This window comes from Zoogloea sp., assembly GCF_028689785.1.
GTDB lineage: Bacteria > Pseudomonadota > Gammaproteobacteria > Burkholderiales > Rhodocyclaceae > Zoogloea.
In genome coordinates, this window is record NZ_JAQVCN010000007.1 from 25,858 (window position 1) to 43,599 (window position 17,742).

General features: G+C 63.2%; 19 protein-coding genes. 16 read left to right on the plus strand and 3 right to left on the minus strand.

Going from position 1 to position 17,742, the window contains the following annotated elements:
• Positions 1-168: 168 nt before the first annotated feature.
• The 13 genes from PHI64_RS05450 to motD all read left to right on the plus strand — a co-directional run bounded on the left by PHI64_RS05450 (position 169) and on the right by motD (position 14,243).
• Positions 169-1,140: a chemotaxis protein gene (locus PHI64_RS05450; RefSeq protein WP_299879805.1), complete on the plus strand. Its 972-nt coding sequence runs from the start codon at positions 169-171 to the stop codon at positions 1,138-1,140.
• Between the two features lie 21 nt (positions 1,141-1,161).
• The gene (locus PHI64_RS05455; protein WP_299880043.1) at positions 1,162-2,109 is read left to right on the plus strand and encodes a chemotaxis protein; all 948 of its coding nucleotides are present in this window, start codon (positions 1,162-1,164) and stop codon (positions 2,107-2,109) included.
• A gap of 15 nt (positions 2,110-2,124) precedes the next feature.
• Positions 2,125-2,523: a chemotaxis response regulator CheY gene (gene cheY / locus PHI64_RS05460; RefSeq protein ID WP_296574159.1), complete on the plus strand. Its 399-nt coding sequence runs from the start codon at positions 2,125-2,127 to the stop codon at positions 2,521-2,523.
• 26 nt (positions 2,524-2,549) lie between these two features.
• On the plus strand, positions 2,550-3,386 hold the full coding sequence (gene cheZ, locus PHI64_RS05465) for a protein phosphatase CheZ (RefSeq protein ID WP_299879810.1): 837 nt from the start codon (positions 2,550-2,552) through the stop codon (positions 3,384-3,386).
• 39 nt (positions 3,387-3,425) lie between these two features.
• Complete coding sequence (locus tag PHI64_RS05470; RefSeq protein ID WP_299879813.1) at positions 3,426-5,369, plus strand: chemotaxis protein CheA; 1,944 nt, start codon at positions 3,426-3,428, stop codon at positions 5,367-5,369.
• A 157-nt stretch (positions 5,370-5,526) separates the two neighbouring features.
• Complete coding sequence (locus tag PHI64_RS05475; protein WP_299879816.1) at positions 5,527-5,835, plus strand: DUF3135 domain-containing protein; 309 nt, start codon at positions 5,527-5,529, stop codon at positions 5,833-5,835.
• A gap of 108 nt (positions 5,836-5,943) precedes the next feature.
• On the plus strand, positions 5,944-7,092 hold the full coding sequence (flhB, locus tag PHI64_RS05480; RefSeq protein ID WP_299879819.1) for a flagellar biosynthesis protein FlhB: 1,149 nt from the start codon (positions 5,944-5,946) through the stop codon (positions 7,090-7,092).
• Positions 7,093-7,169: 77 nt separating this feature from the next.
• Entirely contained in the window at positions 7,170-9,260 is a 2,091-nt protein-coding gene (gene flhA, locus PHI64_RS05485) for a flagellar biosynthesis protein FlhA (RefSeq protein WP_299879822.1), read from the plus strand.
• Positions 9,261-9,402: 142 nt separating this feature from the next.
• Complete coding sequence (gene flhF, locus PHI64_RS05490; RefSeq protein WP_299879825.1) at positions 9,403-10,938, plus strand: flagellar biosynthesis protein FlhF; 1,536 nt, start codon at positions 9,403-9,405, stop codon at positions 10,936-10,938.
• A gap of 1 nt (position 10,939) precedes the next feature.
• Positions 10,940-11,725 carry a flagellar FleN gene (locus PHI64_RS05495; protein WP_299879827.1) on the plus strand — a complete coding sequence of 262 codons (786 nt, stop codon included), beginning with the start codon at positions 10,940-10,942 and terminating at the stop codon, positions 11,723-11,725.
• Between the two features lie 113 nt (positions 11,726-11,838).
• Positions 11,839-12,612 carry an RNA polymerase sigma factor FliA gene (locus PHI64_RS05500; RefSeq protein ID WP_299879830.1) on the plus strand — a complete coding sequence of 258 codons (774 nt, stop codon included), beginning with the start codon at positions 11,839-11,841 and terminating at the stop codon, positions 12,610-12,612.
• 20 nt (positions 12,613-12,632) lie between these two features.
• Entirely contained in the window at positions 12,633-13,373 is a 741-nt protein-coding gene (locus tag PHI64_RS05505; protein ID WP_299879833.1) for a flagellar motor protein, read from the plus strand.
• A 3-nt stretch (positions 13,374-13,376) separates the two neighbouring features.
• Complete coding sequence (gene motD, locus PHI64_RS05510) at positions 13,377-14,243, plus strand: flagellar motor protein MotD (RefSeq protein ID WP_299879838.1); 867 nt, start codon at positions 13,377-13,379, stop codon at positions 14,241-14,243.
• Between the two features lie 73 nt (positions 14,244-14,316).
• Here the strand turns inward: motD and PHI64_RS05515 are convergent, their stop codons facing one another.
• The 3 genes from PHI64_RS05515 to flgA all read right to left on the minus strand — a co-directional run bounded on the left by PHI64_RS05515 (position 14,317) and on the right by flgA (position 15,892).
• Positions 14,317-14,793, minus strand: a complete 477-nt coding sequence (locus PHI64_RS05515) for a flagella synthesis protein FlgN (protein WP_299879841.1) — start codon at positions 14,791-14,793, stop codon at positions 14,317-14,319.
• Position 14,794: 1 nt separating this feature from the next.
• Positions 14,795-15,109, minus strand: a complete 315-nt coding sequence (flgM, locus tag PHI64_RS05520; RefSeq protein WP_296574194.1) for a flagellar biosynthesis anti-sigma factor FlgM — start codon at positions 15,107-15,109, stop codon at positions 14,795-14,797.
• A gap of 90 nt (positions 15,110-15,199) precedes the next feature.
• Complete coding sequence (gene flgA, locus PHI64_RS05525; protein WP_299879846.1) at positions 15,200-15,892, minus strand: flagellar basal body P-ring formation chaperone FlgA; 693 nt, start codon at positions 15,890-15,892, stop codon at positions 15,200-15,202.
• A 329-nt stretch (positions 15,893-16,221) separates the two neighbouring features.
• Here flgA and flgB point away from each other — a divergent pair, with 329 nt between their 5' ends.
• The 3 genes from flgB to PHI64_RS05540 are packed head-to-tail and all read left to right on the plus strand — an operon-like array spanning position 16,222 to position 17,730.
• Positions 16,222-16,626 carry a flagellar basal body rod protein FlgB gene (flgB, locus tag PHI64_RS05530; protein WP_299879849.1) on the plus strand — a complete coding sequence of 135 codons (405 nt, stop codon included), beginning with the start codon at positions 16,222-16,224 and terminating at the stop codon, positions 16,624-16,626.
• Between the two features lie 11 nt (positions 16,627-16,637).
• Complete coding sequence (gene flgC, locus PHI64_RS05535; RefSeq protein WP_299879852.1) at positions 16,638-17,042, plus strand: flagellar basal body rod protein FlgC; 405 nt, start codon at positions 16,638-16,640, stop codon at positions 17,040-17,042.
• 16 nt (positions 17,043-17,058) lie between these two features.
• On the plus strand, positions 17,059-17,730 hold the full coding sequence (locus PHI64_RS05540) for a flagellar hook assembly protein FlgD (protein ID WP_299879855.1): 672 nt from the start codon (positions 17,059-17,061) through the stop codon (positions 17,728-17,730).
• The last annotated feature ends 12 nt before the right edge of the window (positions 17,731-17,742 follow it).

A 17,742-nucleotide genomic window follows, 5' to 3' on the forward strand; every position in this document is an offset into this window, starting at 1 on the left:
CTTCAGTGTGAGTGTGTTCGGCCCGCCTTTCCGCGGGCCGTTTTTTCTTGCGCAGGCCGCGCCCCATAAGGCCCCGGAAGCCTCAAGATTGTTTGCCCCCCGCCGATATTGCTTCCAGATCGGAGCCTGCGCCATCGGGTCGGCAGGGGGCTGAGACGGAGATTGAGTATGTCCGAACTTCTCAAGAACATTGACGCGCGAACCAGACTGGCAGGGACCAACAAGCTGGAAATCCTGCTCTTCACCCTGGGCCTGGATCCGCGCACTGGACGACGTGAAACCTTCGGGATCAACGTCTTCAAGGTCCGCGAGGTGATGCGTACGCCGCCCATTACGGCTGCCCCGGAAATGCCTTCGTCCGTGGAGGGGATGGTCAGCCTGCGGGGCGTCCTGGTCCCTGTCGTCGACCTGGCGAAGTATGCGGGGATGGGCTCCGACAGCCCCCGCGAGATCATGATCGTGACCGAGTACAACGGTCACACCCAGGGCTTCCTGGTCGAAGCCGTCGACACCATCCTGCGCCTCGACTGGTCGCAGATGCGGGTGCCGCCCGACATGCTGACGGCCAATCTGGGCGGCCTGGTGACGGCTGTCACCGAGCTGCCGGGACCCAAGCTGGTCATGCTCCTGGATGTCGAGAAGGTGCTGTCCGAAACCACTCGCTACGACGACGAATTCCTGTTCAAGGGCATCGAGCCGATCGAGGCCGAAGAACCGATCACCGTGTATTTTGCGGACGATTCCTCGGTGGCCCGCAAGCAGATCGAGCGCACCTTGGATGTGCTGGGGGTGCGTTACGTCGGAACGGTCAATGGCCGTGCGGCCTGGGATGAACTCGAGAAGCTGGCCTCCTATGCGGCCGCCTCGGGCCGCAAGGTCAAGGATCTGGTGGCATTGGTCCTTACCGATGTGGAAATGCCCGAGATGGACGGCTATATCCTCACCAAGAAGATCAAGTCCGACCCGCGCTTTGAGGGCGTGCCGGTGATCATGCATTCATCCTTGTCCGGCATGTCCAATCAGCAACTCGGTCGCTCCGTCGGTGTCGATGAATACGTCGCCAAGTTCGAACCCCAGCGTCTTGCCGAGGTGTTGCGCCGCCTGATCACCCAGCGCGCAAACCTGACCAAGACCGTCTGAACGCAGAGGAGCATCATGAACATGGATCGTGTCGATCGTGGGCTGCTTGAGGCCGTCGATGCCCGCACCAAGCTGGCAGGTTCGAACCGCATGGAGATCCTGCTGTTCTCACTGGGTACCCAGGAGATCTTCGGCATCAATGTCTTCAAGGTGCGCGAGGTGTCACGCACGCCCTTCATCACCAAGGCGCCGAACATGCCCGACGGTGTGGAGGGGCTGATCTCGTTGCGGGGCAACGTGATTCCGGTGCTGGCCTTGGCGAAGGTCATGGGCATTTCCGCATCGGGCGATCCGCTGGGCGGCTCAATGATGGTGACCGAGTACAGCAAGCGCACCTTGGGTTTTCTGGTGCACGAGGTGGACCGCATCATCCGTGTCGAGTGGGACAAGGTTCGGGCGCCGGACAACGTCACCTCCGGCGGGCATCACTTCATCACCGCCATTACGGAGTTGCAGGATGGAAAGCTGGTTTCCATCCTTGATGTGGAAACCATCCTGGCCAGCACATTTGGTGAGGCGGTGGTGGGGCAGATTCATCCTCTGGAGGGCGGGCATGACGTGAACCTGTTCTTTGTGGATGATTCGGCGGTGGCCCGCAAGAAAATTGCCGAAACCCTAGACAAGCTCGGTGTGCGCCACAAACATGCCCTCAATGGGCTTGAGGCCTGGACTCGTCTGGAGGGCATGGCCAATCATGCGCAGCAGCGTGGTGTGAGCCTGCGCGACGAACTCAACCTTATTCTGGTGGATGCAGAAATGCCTGAGATGGATGGCTATGTGCTCACCCGCAACATCAAAGCGGACAGCCGCTTCGAAGGTATTCCGGTAGTCATGCATTCATCCCTGTCGTCCGAGGCCAACCGGGCCATGGGCAAGAGCGTTGGCGTCGACTCCTATGTCGCGAAGTTTGACGCCGACGTTCTGGCAGATACCCTGCGCCCCCTCCTGATGCGTGCATACCGGGATTGAACGGAGATCAACAACATGTCGGACCCCAAGATGAAATTTCTCGTTGTCGATGATTTTTCGACCATGCGGCGCATTGTCCGCAACTTGCTCAAGGAGCTCGGCTTCACCAACGTGGATGAGGCCGAAGACGGCCAGATCGCTCTGCAGAAGCTCAACTCCCTGCCTTTCGATTTTGTCGTCACGGACTGGAACATGCCCAATATGGATGGTCTGACCCTGCTGCAGAACATCCGGGCAACACCGTCTCTGAAGCATCTGCCGGTTTTGATGATCACTGCCGAAGCGAAGAAGGAAAACATCATTGCAGCGGCGCAAGCCGGGGCCAGCGGGTACATCGTCAAGCCTTTCACGGCTGCCACCCTGTCCGAGAAGCTCGAAAAGATCTTCGAAAAGATGGGCCAGAAAGCTGCCTGAGGCAGCCGATCAGACGGAGCTCCAGCATGGCAAAACGTCTTAAATTCGATGAGTCGGGCGATAGCGACGATCTGCAGTCCCTGTTTGACAGTATCGCCGGAGGGGCTGCGGCGGCGCCCGCCGCAACCCCACACCTTGAAGTTGTCTCGCCGGCCGTCTCCGCGAGCGGTGATGACGATGAACTCCAGGCCCTCTTTGATTCCGTGGCCGGTGAGTATTCAGCGAGCGATCATGCCGGCGACGATGAGCAGACCCACAGCTGCGACAAGGTCTTCAACCGGATCGGGGTGATGACCCGCCAGTTGCATGACACCCTTCGCGAACTCGGCTACGACCGGAGTCTCCAGGAGGCTGCTCACGCCATTCCCGATGCCCGGCAGCGCCTGACCTACATCGCCGAGATGACGGAGCAGGCCGCTAGCAAGGTGCTGAACGCCACGGACATCGCCAAGCCCATCCAGGATCGGGCCGAGACCGACGCGGCAGCCCTCAAGGCGCGCTGGGATCGTCTGTACGCACAGCAGTTGTCACCGGACGAGTTCCGGGTTCTCGCGGGTGAAACCCGTGAGTTCCTCGGACACGTGGTGACGGGGAGCCGCGAGACCAGTGCCCAGCTGATGGAAATCATGATGGCGCAGGATTTTCAGGATCTCACCGGCCAAGTCATCAAAAAAGTGGTGGATCTGGCACAGGGGCTGGAGCAGCAGCTGTTGCAGGTCCTGATAGAGGCAATGCCCGCCGAGCGCAAGGCAGAGGCACCGGATACCTTGATGAATGGTCCTGTGATCAATGCGGTGGGCCGGGATGACGTGGTGTCCAGCCAGGAGCAGGTGGATGACCTGCTGGAGAGCTTGGGTTTCTGATCCGGGTGGAAGCGGGCAAGCCCGCAAGGAGCGAATGCAATGAGCGATTTTTCCGGGATGGATGACCTTCTGCAGGACTTCCTCGTGGAGGCGGGAGATCTCCTGTCGGGTGTGGACAACAAGCTGGTGGATCTTGAGCGGGCGCCCAACGACAAGGGGCTGCTCAATGACATCTTCCGGGGTTTTCATACCATCAAAGGGGGCGCTGGCTTTCTGAACGCTGCCGAGTTGGTCACCCTGTGCCACCTGACCGAAAACCTCTTCGACAAGCTGCGCAATGGCGAGCTGGCGATCACGCCCGAAGTCATGGATGTGATCCTGTCCTCCACCAGCGCGGTGCGTGACATGTTTGGCTATCTGGAGCAGGGAGTTCAGCCGGCGGCGGCCGACCCACACTTGATCGACAGCCTGCGCCTGGCGATTGCCGGCAACCTGTCCGCAGGCGCGACCACACCTGCGGCTACGCCGGCCCGTGTTGCTCCGGTGGCCTTGCCGCCAGCACCTGTCGCCCCAGCCTCTCAGGATGGACTGGACTGGAATGCGCTGTTTGAGACCGTGACCGGCGCCGCTCCTGGTGCTGCCGTGCCCGTTGACGTCCCAGCCGCGCCACCGGTGCCCATGCATCAGTCCGACGAGGAGCTGGCCCAGAAAACGCCCGAGCAGATCATCAAGGCTGCTGTCGGCCGGCGCGTCACCGACAAGCCGGGGGCTTCTGGTCCGGTCGGGCGGCGCGACAGTGAGAAGCAGCGGGACAACTCGATCCGGGTCGATACCGCCCGACTCGACCAGGTGCTCAACCTGTCGGGTGAGATTGGCCTCACCAAGAATCGTCTCAATGCCCTGCGCAGCGACATCCTCAATGGGCGCAGCGATACCGAAACCCTGCATGCCCTCGATCTGGCTGTGAGCCAGCTCGACCTGCTGGTGTCCGACCTGCAGAACGCGGTGATGAAGACCCGCATGCAGCCCATCGGGCGTCTGTTCCAGAAGTACCCGCGGATCGCCCGCGACCTGGCTCGCAACCTGGGCAAGGACGTGGAACTGGTGCTCTCCGGTGAGGAGACTGAAATCGACAAGACCATGATTGAGGATCTGTCCGATCCGATCATCCACCTCATCCGCAATGCAGTGGACCATGGTGTCGAGGAGACCCAGGATCGGCTCGCCAATGGCAAGCCCGAAAAGTCCATCGTGCGTCTGGAGGCACGCCAGGAAGGCGATCACATCGTGATCCTGGTCGCCGATGACGGCCGCGGCATGAACGCCGAACGCCTGCGCGCCAAGGCTGTGGAGAAGGGCCTCATCACCGATGAGGAGGCCAACACCATGGACGAACGCCAGAGCTACAACCTGGTCTTTCTGCCTGGCTTCTCCATGGCCAGCCAGATCTCCGACGTGTCTGGTCGCGGTGTGGGCATGGACGTGGTGCGCACCAACATCCAGAAGCTCAACGGCTCCATCGAGATCCGTTCCAGCCTCGGCAAGGGCACCACCTTCGTCATCAGCCTGCCCCTGACGCTGGCGATCCTGCCGGTGCTGCTGGTCCGCCTCGGCGAGCAGCCTTTCGCGGTTCCGCTGTCGATGGTCCGCGAGATTCTGCCGATCGAGCCGGCCGAAGTGCAGGAAGTCGGTGGGCGAGCAACCATGGTGGTGCGCGGTGAAGTGCTGCCCATCATGCCCCTCTCGTCCCTGCTGGGCTGGGAGCCTGTCCAGACGCCCGAGTACGGCGTACTCATGCAGAGTGCGGAGCAGAGCTTCATCCTGGCCATCGACAGTTTCGCTGGCCGGGAAGACGCGGTGATCAAGTCCCTGGATGACTTCCGGCCGAAGGGCGTTGCCGGTGTGACCACCTTGTCCAACGGGCAGATCGTGCTGATCCTCGACATGAAGGAACTGTTGGGTGCCCTGGGGGACAGCCGTGGTGGTGGCGTCTCGCGGCGTGCCTTGCTGGCCAAGATGGAGCTGCCTGCTCTCGCTGCCTGAGGCACCCGGCTGCGACTTATGCCACGCCGACGCACCTTGAAACAGCAGGGTGTGACGTAGACCGCTCATCGCCATGCAAGGGCCGGTTAGGATCGTTCCTGACTGCCCTTGCCCGTGCTTTTTTTACCACGGTCCCGATCCGGCAGGGGGAGGGCACATGGGCGGCTTTGACTTCGATTACTGGAAAAACCTTGCCGAGCGCGATCCCGTAGCCTATTTCGAAGCCCGGGAGCGTGCCTTGCGCCAGTTCATTGCCTCCCATCCGGGCCAGGAGGCGATGCTTTCCGAACTCCAGGTGCACATCGACTCCACCCGCGTGCTGGCGGGTGGTCCCGTCCAGGCCTGCCGCGAGCTTCTCGGCCACGTGGAGGACCAGTTGATGCTGCTGAGCTTCAAGCTGTTGGAACTGCAGCGGGAGGCCATCGCCATGCAGAAGCTGGTCGGCAGCAACACAGCCGTCCGCTGAGCGGTACAGCTGGCGCGGAATAGCCCTGGCAAAGCGGGTCTGTTCAAGCCGTGATGGATGGTGGTCGCCGCGTATCCTGAGCCGGTCTGAACAACCGTCGAGTCGTCCGTGGCTGAAGACAGCGACCTCGAAAAAACAGAATCAGCGTCACCGCGAAGGCTAGAGCAGGCCCGGGAAGAAGGCCAGGTTCCCCATTCCCGGGAGCTGGCCACCTTCATCTCGCTGATTGTCGGGGTGACGGCCCTGTACGTTCTCGGCCGTTGGGGCGGGCATCGCATGATGCAGATGGTCAAGTCGGGCCTTAGTTTCGAGCGCAACCAGGCCTTTAGCCCCACCGGCATGCTGCAGACCCTGGCCGACCTCTCCACTAGCGGGCTGCTCACCATCACCCCTCTGTTGTTGGCGCTGATCGCTGCGGCGCTGTCGGTGCCTTTCGTGATGGGGGGGTGGGTTTTCTCGGTCAAGGCCTTGCGCTTCGATCTCACCCGCCTCGACCCCATGCAGGGGCTGGGCCGGATGTTCTCAACCCACGGTCTGGCCGAGATGGTGAAGGCCAGCCTGAAGGCTGGCCTGGTGGGGAGCGTGGGTGTGTGGGTTGTGTGGCGTGAGCGGGACCATCTCTTTGCCCTGATGCTCCAGCCCATCGAGGCCAGCATGGACGACTTTGCCAGCCTCGTGCTGTTGGCAACCTTGTTCATCGTGGGCAGTTTGGCCCTCATCGCGGCCATCGACGTGCCCTACCAGCTCTGGGAATATCACCGCAAACTGCGCATGAGCAAGGAAGATGTGCGCCAGGAAATGAAGGAGCAGGAGGGTGACCCGCAGATCAAGGCGCGCATCCGCGCTGCACAGCGGGAGATGTCCCGCCGCCGCATGATGACCCAGGTGCCGACGGCGGATGTGGTGGTGACCAACCCGACCCACTACTCGGTGGCCCTCAAATACGACCCCGAGCGTTCCGGTGCACCGGTGGTGGTGGCCAAGGGCATGAACCTGATCGCCCACAACATCCGCGATCTGGCCCGGGAGCACGGCGTCCCCATCCTTGAGGCGCCGCCGCTGGCCCGGGCGCTGTACGCCCATTGCGAGCTTGAGCAGCAGATCCCCGCCCAGTTGTACACCGTGGTGGCCGAAGTGATGGCTTGGGTGTTCCAGCTTAACCACTGGATTGCCGAAGGGGGGCTGCCCCCAGAACAGCCCAGTGGTCTGGCTGTTCCGCCGGGGATGGATCCGGCTGCGGCTGCCCCTGAAACCTGAGGGGGCGTTGAATTGACCCCGAAATCCCGGTTTCTTCCGGCCTTTCTCCCGGCCCGAAACGGGAGACCATGGCAGCCATGAACGGTAGCCTGAACCTGCGTACGCTCTTCGCCCCGGGCAACATCCGCACCCTGGCCGGCCCGCTGCTCATCATCCTGATCCTCTCGATGATGGTGCTGCCGCTGCCGGCCTTTGTGCTGGATCTGATGTTCACCTTCAACATCGCGGTATCGGTGATGGTGATGCTGGTGGCGATGTACACCCGCAAGCCTCTGGATTTTTCGGTCTTTCCGACGGTGCTGCTGGTTACCACCCTGCTGCGCCTGTCCCTCAATGTGGCGTCTACCCGGGTCGTGTTGCTGGAGGGCCATACCGGCCCCGATGCCGCCGGCAAGGTGATTGAGGCCTTCGGCCACTTCCTGGTGGGCGGCAACACGGCGGTCGGCCTGGTGGTGTTCATCATCCTGACCCTGATCAACTTCGTGGTGATCACCAAGGGCGCGGGGCGGATCGCTGAAGTGGGTGCCCGTTTCACCCTCGACGCCATGCCTGGCAAGCAGATGGCCATCGATGCCGACCTCAACGCCGGCCTCATCGATGAAAAGGAAGCCAAGCGCCGGCGCGCGGAGACCTCTCAAGAGGCCGATTTCTATGGCGCCATGGACGGTGCTTCCAAGTTCGTGCGCGGTGATGCCGTGGCAGGCATCCTCATCATGGCCATCAACGTGGTCGGCGGGCTGGTCGTCGGCGTGCTCCAGCACAACATGGAGCTGGGCCAGGCTGCTACCAACTACACGCTGCTGACCATTGGCGACGGGCTTGTCGCCCAACTGCCGGCCCTCATCATCTCCGTGGCCGCCGGCCTGGTGGTGTCGCGGGTGGGCGATGATGGGGATATGGGCTCCCAGGTCATCGGGCAGGTTTTTTCGAATCCGCAGGTGATGGTGCTCACTGCGGCAATCCTCGGCATTCTGGGCTTGATCCCGGGTATGCCCAACTTCGTCTTCCTGCTGCTGGCCAGCGGCCTGGGCTATCTTGCCTGGCGGGGTGGTGCGCGCCAGGCCGAGCTGGTCGAAGAGGCTGAAGCGCCGAGTGCCGCGCCGGTGGTGCCGGCCGAAAGCCAGGAGGCCAGCTGGTCCGACGTGACGCCGGTCGATGTGCTCGGCCTGGAAGTGGGCTATCGCCTGATTCCCATGGTGGACAAGGGGCAGGACGGTGAGCTGCTCAAGCGCATCCGCGGCCTCCGCAAGAAATTCGCCAGGGATATCGGCTTCCTCGCGGCGCCCGTGCACATCCGCGACAACCTGGAGCTCAAGCCAAACGCCTACCGCATCGTTCTCAAGGGGGTTGAGATCGGGGTTGGTGCGGCTTTCCCGGGGCAATTCATGGCCATCAATCCGGGGCGGGTGTCCGGCCCCCTCAGTGGCCGTGATACCACCGACCCGGCCTTCGGGCTGCCCGCAGTGTGGATCGATGCCGCCCAGCGTGAGCAGGCCCATGCCCTCGGCTACACCGTGGTGGATGCCAGCACGGTGGTGGCGACTCACCTTAATCACCTCATTCTCAGTCATGCCTCCGAGCTGCTCGGGCGCATCGAAACCCAGGCGCTGCTCGATCATATCGCCAAGGACACACCCAAGCTGGTCGAGGATCTGGTGCCGAAGCTGTTGCCCTTGGCCAGCGTCCAGCGGGTGCTGCAGAACCTGCTCGACGAGGGGGTCAATATCCGCGACATGCGCACCATCGTCGAGGTGCTGGCCGAGCACGCCCCGCGCATTCAGGATCCTCTCGAGCTCACCACCCGGGCGCGTCAGGCCCTGGGGCGGGCGATCGTCCAGGGGCTGTTCCCAGGCAATGGCGAGGTCCAGGTCATGGCCCTCGATCCGGGCCTGGAGCGGGTGCTCATGCAGGCCATGGCTGGCGGTGGGCCCGATGGCGGGGCCATCGAGCCGGGGCTGGCCGACGCTTTGCTGCGGGAGACTGCGGCCGCGGCCCAGCGCATGGAGGATACCGGTCTGCCCCCGGTCCTGCTGGTGCCGGCCCCGTTGCGCTGGCTGTTGTCGCGTTTCCTGCGTCGGGCAGTTCCGACCCTCAAGGTGGTGGCCAACTCGGAGGTGCCGGAGACGCGCTTGATTCGCGTATCGGCCATGATTTCCGTCTCATCCTGAGTTTCTCTGCCCCTGTCGGGGGAATAGCGCCCTAAAACCTGTCTTTTCCCGGCCATCGAAAGCATGGCTGCTGGTGATAATCGAAGCTACCGAAGTGCCCATCGTGGGCCCATGAAAGCCTTCGTACCCCGGAGACAGGAGCATGAACGTCAAGCGCTACTTTGCCAAAACCGCCCGCGAGGCCCTTCGCATGTTGAAGGACGAGCTCGGGCCGGACGCGGTGGTGCTGTCCAATCGCGCGGCCAACGGCGGAGTGGAGATCCTTGCCCTGCCAGCGGGCGATGTGGCCACCCTCCAGCGCGCGCGCGCGCAGGCCGCCCAGAGCGTGCCTGTGGCGCCGCCGCCGGCTGCATCGACCGCTCCCGCTCCTGCTCCGCGCCCCAAGGTTGCCGAAGATTTCTTTGACGACGATTTCCGGCTTAGCTTGTCCCGTGCGGCAGCTTCCCGCCCGGCGGCTTCCCCTGCGCCAGCCCCGGCCGTTCAGCCCCGGCCTGCGGCTCCTCGGTCGCCGGAGATGCAGCCTTTTAGCCCGCCTCGGGTCGAGCTTTCCCGGGATGTCTTCAACGCGGCCTCCACCCAGGCTCGCCGCCCGCCCGCCGAGCCTGCCGCCCCTGCGCCGCGTTCGCCGCTACGTACCGATGCCGCTCCTGCTCGCGAGGCGCCACCGCGTCAGCGCCCCGCGGGGGGCGAGGAGGAAGCCCGAATCCGCGCCCTTGAGTCCGCTAATTCCCAGATGGCCAATGAGCTGGCGGCCATTCGCGAGATGATCGAGCGTCAGCTCGCCGGTTTTGCCTGGGGTGAGATGGGGCGTAGCGCCCCCGGGCGCACCCGCCTCATCGGCGATCTGCTGGAGGCTGGCTTTTCTGCCGTGCTGGCCCGGGAGCTGGCCGAGAGCGTGCCCGAGGACGAAGCCCCCGAGGATGCCCACCGCCTGCTCCACGAAGCCCTTGATCAGCGTTTCCGTGCTATGGCCAGTGATGCCGACATCATCGATCGGGGCGGCGTGTTTGCCCTGGTCGGCCCGACCGGGGTCGGCAAGACCACCACCACAGCCAAGCTGGCCGCCCGTTGTGTGGTTCGCCATGGCGCCGACAAGCTGGCCCTGATCACTACCGACGGTTACCGGATCGGCGCCCATGAGCAGTTGCGCATCTACGGCCGCATCCTGGGGGTGCCGGTGTTTGTTGTGCGCGACGCTACCGATCTGCGGGAAACCCTGGCCGGTCTGCGCGACAAGCACATGGTGCTGATCGACACCATGGGGATGAGCCAGCGCGACAAGATGGTGACCGAGCAGGCCGCCATGCTAACGGGGGCTGGCAAGGTCTCGCGCCTTCTGCTGCTCAACGCCACCAGCCGCGGAGACACCCTGGACGACGTGGTCAGGGCTTACGCCGGTGATGATCTGGCCGGTGTCATCCTCACCAAGATGGACGAGGCCATGTCCCTCGCGCCGGTGCTCGACGTGGCCATCCGGCACCAGGTTGAAGTGTTTTACGTGGCGAATGGCCAGCGTGTGCCGGAAGATCTGCATTTGCCCAAGCGTGACATGCTGTTGAGCCAGGCCCTCCAGGAGCTGCCGGCCGCATCGCCCTTTCGCCTTGAGCCCCTTGAGGCCGGCCTGCTGATGGCGTCTGCCGCCAAGCCGGCCACGTCCAGCCTGCGCGGAGGCCTCTGAGATGTTGCACGCATCCGATCAGGCCGCCGGCCTGCGCCGCCTGTTTCGTCGCACTCCGTCGGCGGTGGTGGCGTTGTTCACCGCCGGCCGTTTGCCCAGGGCTCTGGCCCTGCAAACCCTCGTGGCACTGACTGAAGGTGCCCGTCGGGTCGTGGTGCTCGACGAGCACGCCCCTGAGGACGGCTCGCTGCTGAGCGCCTTCGGTTTTCCCGAAGGAGGAGATCTGCTCGGAGCCCTGCAGGGCCAGCACGACGTAACCGAAAACATGCGCGAGGTCGCTGACGGGCTGTGGGTCGTTCCGGCGGCCGCCACCGTGCACGCCGTTTCGCTGCTTGATGACGCCCATCACGCCCGTCTCGAAGCGGGGATTACCGAGTTGCAGCGTCGCGCTGATCTGCTGGCCATCCATGCGGTGGGTGATGCCCGGCGTTTGACCCCTTTCGCCCGGGCTGCCGGGCGCCGGCTGCTCGTCGTCGAGGCTAGCGGCGTGGGTGCGCGGGGAGCCTGCCAGTGGATCAAGGGGTTGGCTGCTGCCGGTGCGGGGTCCCTTGAAGTGGCGGTCAGCGGCGCTCGCGACAGGGCCGATGCCACGGCGCTGTTTGCCAGCCTCAACGACTTCACCGGACGCCATGTGGGTTTGCCGCTGGTATGGCGGGGCGAGGTGGAGCGCGATGGCCTGGCTGATTCAATGACTGCTCCCCTAGGGGAGCGCCATCCGGCCGAGGGTGCGAGTGCCTTCATCCGGCGTCTCCGGGCCTGGTCGGCCCAGGCCGGCGTGGCCGGTTGAATGCATCTTTGTGAGATATTGTTACGTAGATCACGTAGAAGCCTATCGGTGCCGATGAGACTCTTGTGACGTCTTGCACCGTCCGGAAAACCAGACCAGAAAGCTGAGCAAAGATGTACACCGCCTCCGGTACCCTCGACAAGGAACAGCTCGTCGTCCAGTACGCCCCGCTGGTCAAGCGCATTGCCTATCACCTGATGGCCAAGCTGCCAGCCAGCGTGCAGGTTGAAGACATCATCCAGAACGGCATGCTCGGATTGCTCGATGCCATCAACCGCTATGAGGAGGGTCTGGGGGCCCAGTTTGAAACTTATGCCGTGCAGCGCATTCGCGGGGCTATGCTGGATGGCCTGCGCGAGAACGACTGGTTGCCGCGCAGTTTGCGCCGCGATATGCGACGTATCGAGGCTGCCGTGCATCAGCTTGAGCAGCAGCACGGCCGGCACCCGACCGAGACGGAGCTGGCCGAATCCCTGGGTCTGCCCCTGGCCGATTACCAGCACATGCTGCAGGAGGCGCGGGGCTACCAGCTCGTGTACTTCGAAGATTTTTCCGGCGAAGGCGAGGACGATTACCTGGAGCGTCACATCACCATCGAGGGTAACGACCCTCTGACCTTGCTGCTCGAAGGGAACATGCGCGATGTGCTGATCAAGGCCATTGATGATCTGCCCGATCGGGAAAAGACCGTGATGGGCTTGTATTACGAACAGGACATGAACCTGCGCGAGATTGGCGAAGTGCTCGGAGTCTCCGAGTCCCGGGTGTGTCAGCTGCACAGCCAGGCCATCGCCCGCCTGCGCTCGCGCATTTCCGGGGCCATCCAGAATGCGCCGAAAGTGAAGGGTGAAGGTCGGGGGCGGGGTCGCCGCGCAACCGCCTCCTGAGACGCTGAGCGGATATTCCCATGGATAGCATCAGTCTCATTGGCATCACTCTGGCCCTCGCGGCCATCCTGGTCGGGCAGGTGCTTGAGGGGGGGCATGTGGGCTCCCTTATCCAGCCCACGGCCTTTCTCATCGTCATTGGCGGCACCCTTGGGGCGGTGATGTTGCAAAGCTCCGCCGCAGTCTTCCGTACCGGAATGCAAATGGCCAAGTGGGTCTTTGTGCCGCCGATGCAGGAGCATTCAATCCTTATCGAACAGGTCGTGAACTGGAGCCAGGTGGCCCGCAAGGAAGGGTTGTTGTCCCTGGAGAGCCAGATTCCGGCGATTGATGATCCCTTCATTCAGAAGGGCTTGCAGTTACTTGTCGATGGGGTTGAGCCAGAGCGCTTGCGCGAGGTGCTTGAGGTGGAGATCGACACCTGGGAAGGCCAGCTGAAGCAGGGAGCCAAGATCTGGGAGGCCGCGGGCGGCTATGCCCCGACCATCGGCATTCTCGGTGCGGTAATGGGGCTGATCCATGTGATGGAAAACCTCTCCGATCCGTCCAAGCTCGGGTCGGGGATTGCGGTCGCTTTCGTGGCCACCATCTACGGGGTGGGCTCGGCCAACCTGATCTTCCTGCCGGTGGCCAAGAAGCTGCTGGGCGTCGTTGGCACACTGGTGTCCATGCGCGAGATGGTGCTGGATGGACTGGTTGGCATCGCCAACGGTGATAACCCGCGCATCATCGAAAGCCGCCTCAAGGGCTACGGGGGCTGAGGTATGGCGCGGCGTCGCAAGGGCGAGGAGGAGCACGAGAACCACGAACGCTGGCTCGTTTCCTACGCGGACTTCATTACCCTGTTGTTTGCCTTTTTTGTAGTGATGTATTCCCTTTCGTCCCTAAATGAAGGCAAGTACCGAATCATGTCCGATTCGGTGGTGAGCGCCTTTCGCAACATCTCCGACAATAAGGACAGCCCCAGCATCATCTCCAGCCCCATTCCATCCATCCGCCCCCATGTCACGCCGCCGCCGTCAGACGTGCCGGAGACCGAGGAGATTCGCAAGTCCAGGGCTGAGAGGGTCAAAAATATGGCTGAGGAAATCCGCAAGGTGCTCGCCCCCCTGGTGGCTGACGGGCAGGTGCGGGTCACCGAGGGCGCTTTTGGGATTACTGTGGAGATCAATGCCAGTGTGCTGTTTGCTCCCGGCGGTGCCCAGCTCGGGGCCGATGCCGTGCGTGCTCTGCGTGCCGTGGCCGAGGTGGTGGCCGGGGCTGAGTTTCCGATCACCGTAGAAGGCCATACCGACGTCACGCCTATCGCCACGGCGATGTTTCCGTCCAACTGGGAGCTCTCGGCCGTGCGGGCGTCGAGCGTGGTGCGCCTGTTTGTTGATGGTGGCGTCAAACCGTCACGCCTGACCGCGGCGGGCTACGGGGATCAGCGTCCCGTGGCCGACAATGCCACCGCAGAGGGGCGGGCGCGCAATCGCCGGGTCACCATCCTGATCGAATCTCGTGTGGTCGAAGCAGAGGTGGTCAAGCCGGTGAAGGCTTCCGGTGTCACGGACTCCATCCTCCCGGCAGATGCCGTACCCCCCGTGCCATCGTCGGCACTGGCCGATCCGGCTTCTCCCGTGCGTTAACGCTTGCCGTTGGAAGTGGCGTGATGGGGTGCCAGTGGCCTAGTATTCGAGATGGGGGCGAAGAAGAGCATGCCTAGACCGAGCCGAAGTGACGGCTTGAGGCTGTGGGGCGCGATTGGCCATCAGGGCCGTAGATCTGGGGGTGCTCGGCAGCGGCCAGCAGCGTACTCAGTGCCTGCTGGTTGTTCTGGAGGCGTTCGGTGATCAATTGGCCATTGACTCGGTTGCGCTCTTTGGCCTCGCCGGCCAGGGCTACAACCACATCCCAGGCCGCTAGCGCATCTGGGGAGTTCGTCAGGACGATGCGGATGTTATCGTTGCTGACCTTGGCCCCAAGGCGGGCAAACATCGCCGTGCGGTCGTCGGAGAGGCGCTGCAGTGCGCGGTAAAGGCTGGTCTTTTCTTCCGCCAGGGCGGTGAGGGCGTCGATCTGGCCTTCCACGAGCAAGGCTTCTTCCCGCTGCAGAAGGGCAATGAAAGCCTTCAGGCCAGCCTGTTCGTCGTGAATCAGGTGAGCCAGGCGCTGCGTGAGGCCGGGATCGACAGCCACTTCAGGCTGGCCCCGGCTGTGCGGTCAGCATCTGGCGAACGCTTTCGATCAGGCCGTCGGCAACCTTGCCGGTATCCACCTTGAAACGACCTTCGGTGATGGCCTGCTTGATTTCGTCCACCTTGGCGCTGTCCACCACGGGGGTGTTGGCGATGGTCTCTTCCATCTGCTGCAGCCGTGCAGAGAGGGAGGACAGTTCAACCTTTTCTCCGCCACCGCTGGCCGATTCGGTCTTCGGGGATTCCTTGGCAGAGCGGGTTCGGCCGTCGTTGGGCGGCAGGCCCGCGGCTGATTTGACAGAGTTATCAATCTTCATGGCATTGCCCTTTCTTCCACATGTCGAGGGGGTCAACGACTCATGGAAGCGAAACTTTAACCGATTCGGGCTGTGGGGGCAGGCCCCTGTTCAGGGGAGCGTGATTTCCACTATACCGCCGTTGCGGGCAGTGCCCCGCACCACCTGGCCATTGCCCAGGCGGACCTGGGCCGGCTGCCCATCTGCGGCGCTGCTCAGGGCTAAGCCATCATTGGCCACCTGGAAGCCGGCGCCGCGGGAAACCACCTTGACGGGTTGCCCCTGGAGGACGGCCGGGGGTAGGCGCAGATGGCTGGCGGCCAGGGGGCGGCCGCCGGCAAGGCTGATCCGCGCGGCGTACCCAACTGCCTGGCTCGGGTCGGTGAGCACGTCTGCAGCCTGGGCTGTGAGCTCGCCGGACTCCCTGAGGATATCCGCAGGGCCAAGAACCTGGCCCGCCGTGATCGGCCCGGCGCTGACCAGATACAGCCCCTTGACCCGGACCTCCGCTGGCACATAAGCCGTCCAAGGGCTGGGCGCGAGGCAGCGCACTCCCACCGACACTCGTCCCCAGGCCCGTGCCCCTGCTGGCAGAAAGGCCTCCAGCTGTACGCAGGGGGCCAGGCCATTGTCGCCGTTGAACTCACCCACCTGGATGCGTACCTCTCCAGGCAGGCTGCGGCTTTGCAGGTCAAGGAAGCGGTTGACTTCGGCCCGTACCGGCGCCGGCTCCTGGCGGGCCTGAAGCGGCAGGGCATGCAGCAGGAGGAGGGTGAGGCCGAACAGGGGAGCGGAGCGGAGCATGGCGGTGGCCGTTGGGGGAGATGGCTATTCAACCATGTTGGTCCCTCTTGTGCCGGGAGAAACAGAGCTTCTTTCCCGGGTCATTTCGAGTTGGCCGGGAAAGAAGGGTGGGGCGGCAAACTTTGCCGGCAACTTGCCGGAGCGGCAGCATGCGCTGGGTGGGAGGAGGGCAAATTGGCGTGGGAATTGCCGCCTGTTCGGCCCTTCTGTCGGGTCTCCGCGCCCTTAGGATGGCTGGCATGGAAGGTGCAAAGGAGTGGACGCAAACCACAGCGCACCCCAGGCAGGAATGACGGTACGTGTGGCAACAAACTTTAGAGGTGATCCGAATGAGCAGCCGACTTGACGAAGCGATGCGTTTCCACCAGACCGCCCTGAACACGCGTGCCTACCGTCAGCAGGTCATCGCTTCCAATATCGCCAACGCCGATACGCCCAACTACAAGGCACGGGATGTGGACTTCAAGGCAGCCCTGAACGGTGCCCTGGCTGGCAAGAGCGGCAACCTGGCTCTCAGTGCCACCTCGGCCCGTCACCTGGCCGCCACGGGCGCCAGCCCCCTGGAGGCCAACCTGAAGTTTCGCAATGAGGAGCAGGGGGCTGTCGATGGCAACACGGTCAACATGGACGTGGAGCGTAGCGCCTTCGCCGAGAATGCCGTGCAGTACCAAGCCAGTGTCACCTTCATCAACGGCCTGATTTCCGGCATGCAGCGCGCCATCCAAGGCCAGTAAGGGAATCGATCATGAGCATGATGAACGTCTTCCAGGTGGCCGGCAGCGCGCTCCACGCGCAGTCCACCCGGCTCAACACCACCGCCAGCAACCTGGCCAACGCCGACAGCATCACCTCTAGCAACGGCCAGCCTTACAAGGCCAAGCAGGTGGTGTTTGCCGCTACCCCCATGGGCAACCCGGCCGCCCAGGGCGTGCGTGTTACCCAGGTGGTCGAAAGTGCCGCGCCGATGCGCATGGTGTACGACCCGAAGAGCCCCGCCGCCAACGGTGAGGGCTACGTGACCATGCCCAACGTCAACGTGGTGGAGGAGATGACCAACATGATCTCCGCCTCCCGGGCCTATCAGACCAATGCTGAAGTGATGGGCACGGCCAAGACCCTGATGGAACGAACTCTGGCCATCGGCCAGTAAGCACCGGACAACGATCATGAGCACCGTCAATTCCTCGACGTCCGCCGACGTCATCGCCGCCCTGCAGAAGTCCTCGACCAGCTCAACCTCGAAGACCGAAGAGGCCCAGACCCGCTTCCTCAAGCTGCTCACCGAACAGCTGAAGAACCAGGATCCCCTCAATCCCATGGACAACGCCCAGATGACCTCCCAGCTGGCCCAGATCAGCACTGTGGATGGCATCGACAAGCTCAACAAGACACTGACGTCCCTGCTTGAGGGGAGTCAGTCCAGCGAGGCCTTGCAGGCTGCTGCTCTGGTGGGTAAGGGGGTGATGGTCGAGGGTACCGCCATGACCCTGTCGGGCAGCAAGGCTTATGGTGGTTTCGAGCTGGCCACCGCTGCCGACAAGGTCACCGTGACGATTAAGGATTCCAAGGGCCTTGAAGTGCGCAAGATGGAGCTGGGCTCCTCGGATGCCGGTGTTTTCAACTTCGCTTGGGATGGCATATCCACCAACGGCACTCAGGCCGTGGATGGCAAATACACCATCAGTGTCAGCGCTACCCGCGGAAGCGACACGGTCAAGACCACCCCGCTGCAACTGAGCACTGTCAATAGCGTGCTGCGTACCAGCAGCGGCAACGTATCCCTCGACGTGGGCTCCGGAAATCTGGTGAGCCTGTCCGATATCAAGCAGATTCTGTAAGCGGAGGAAAAA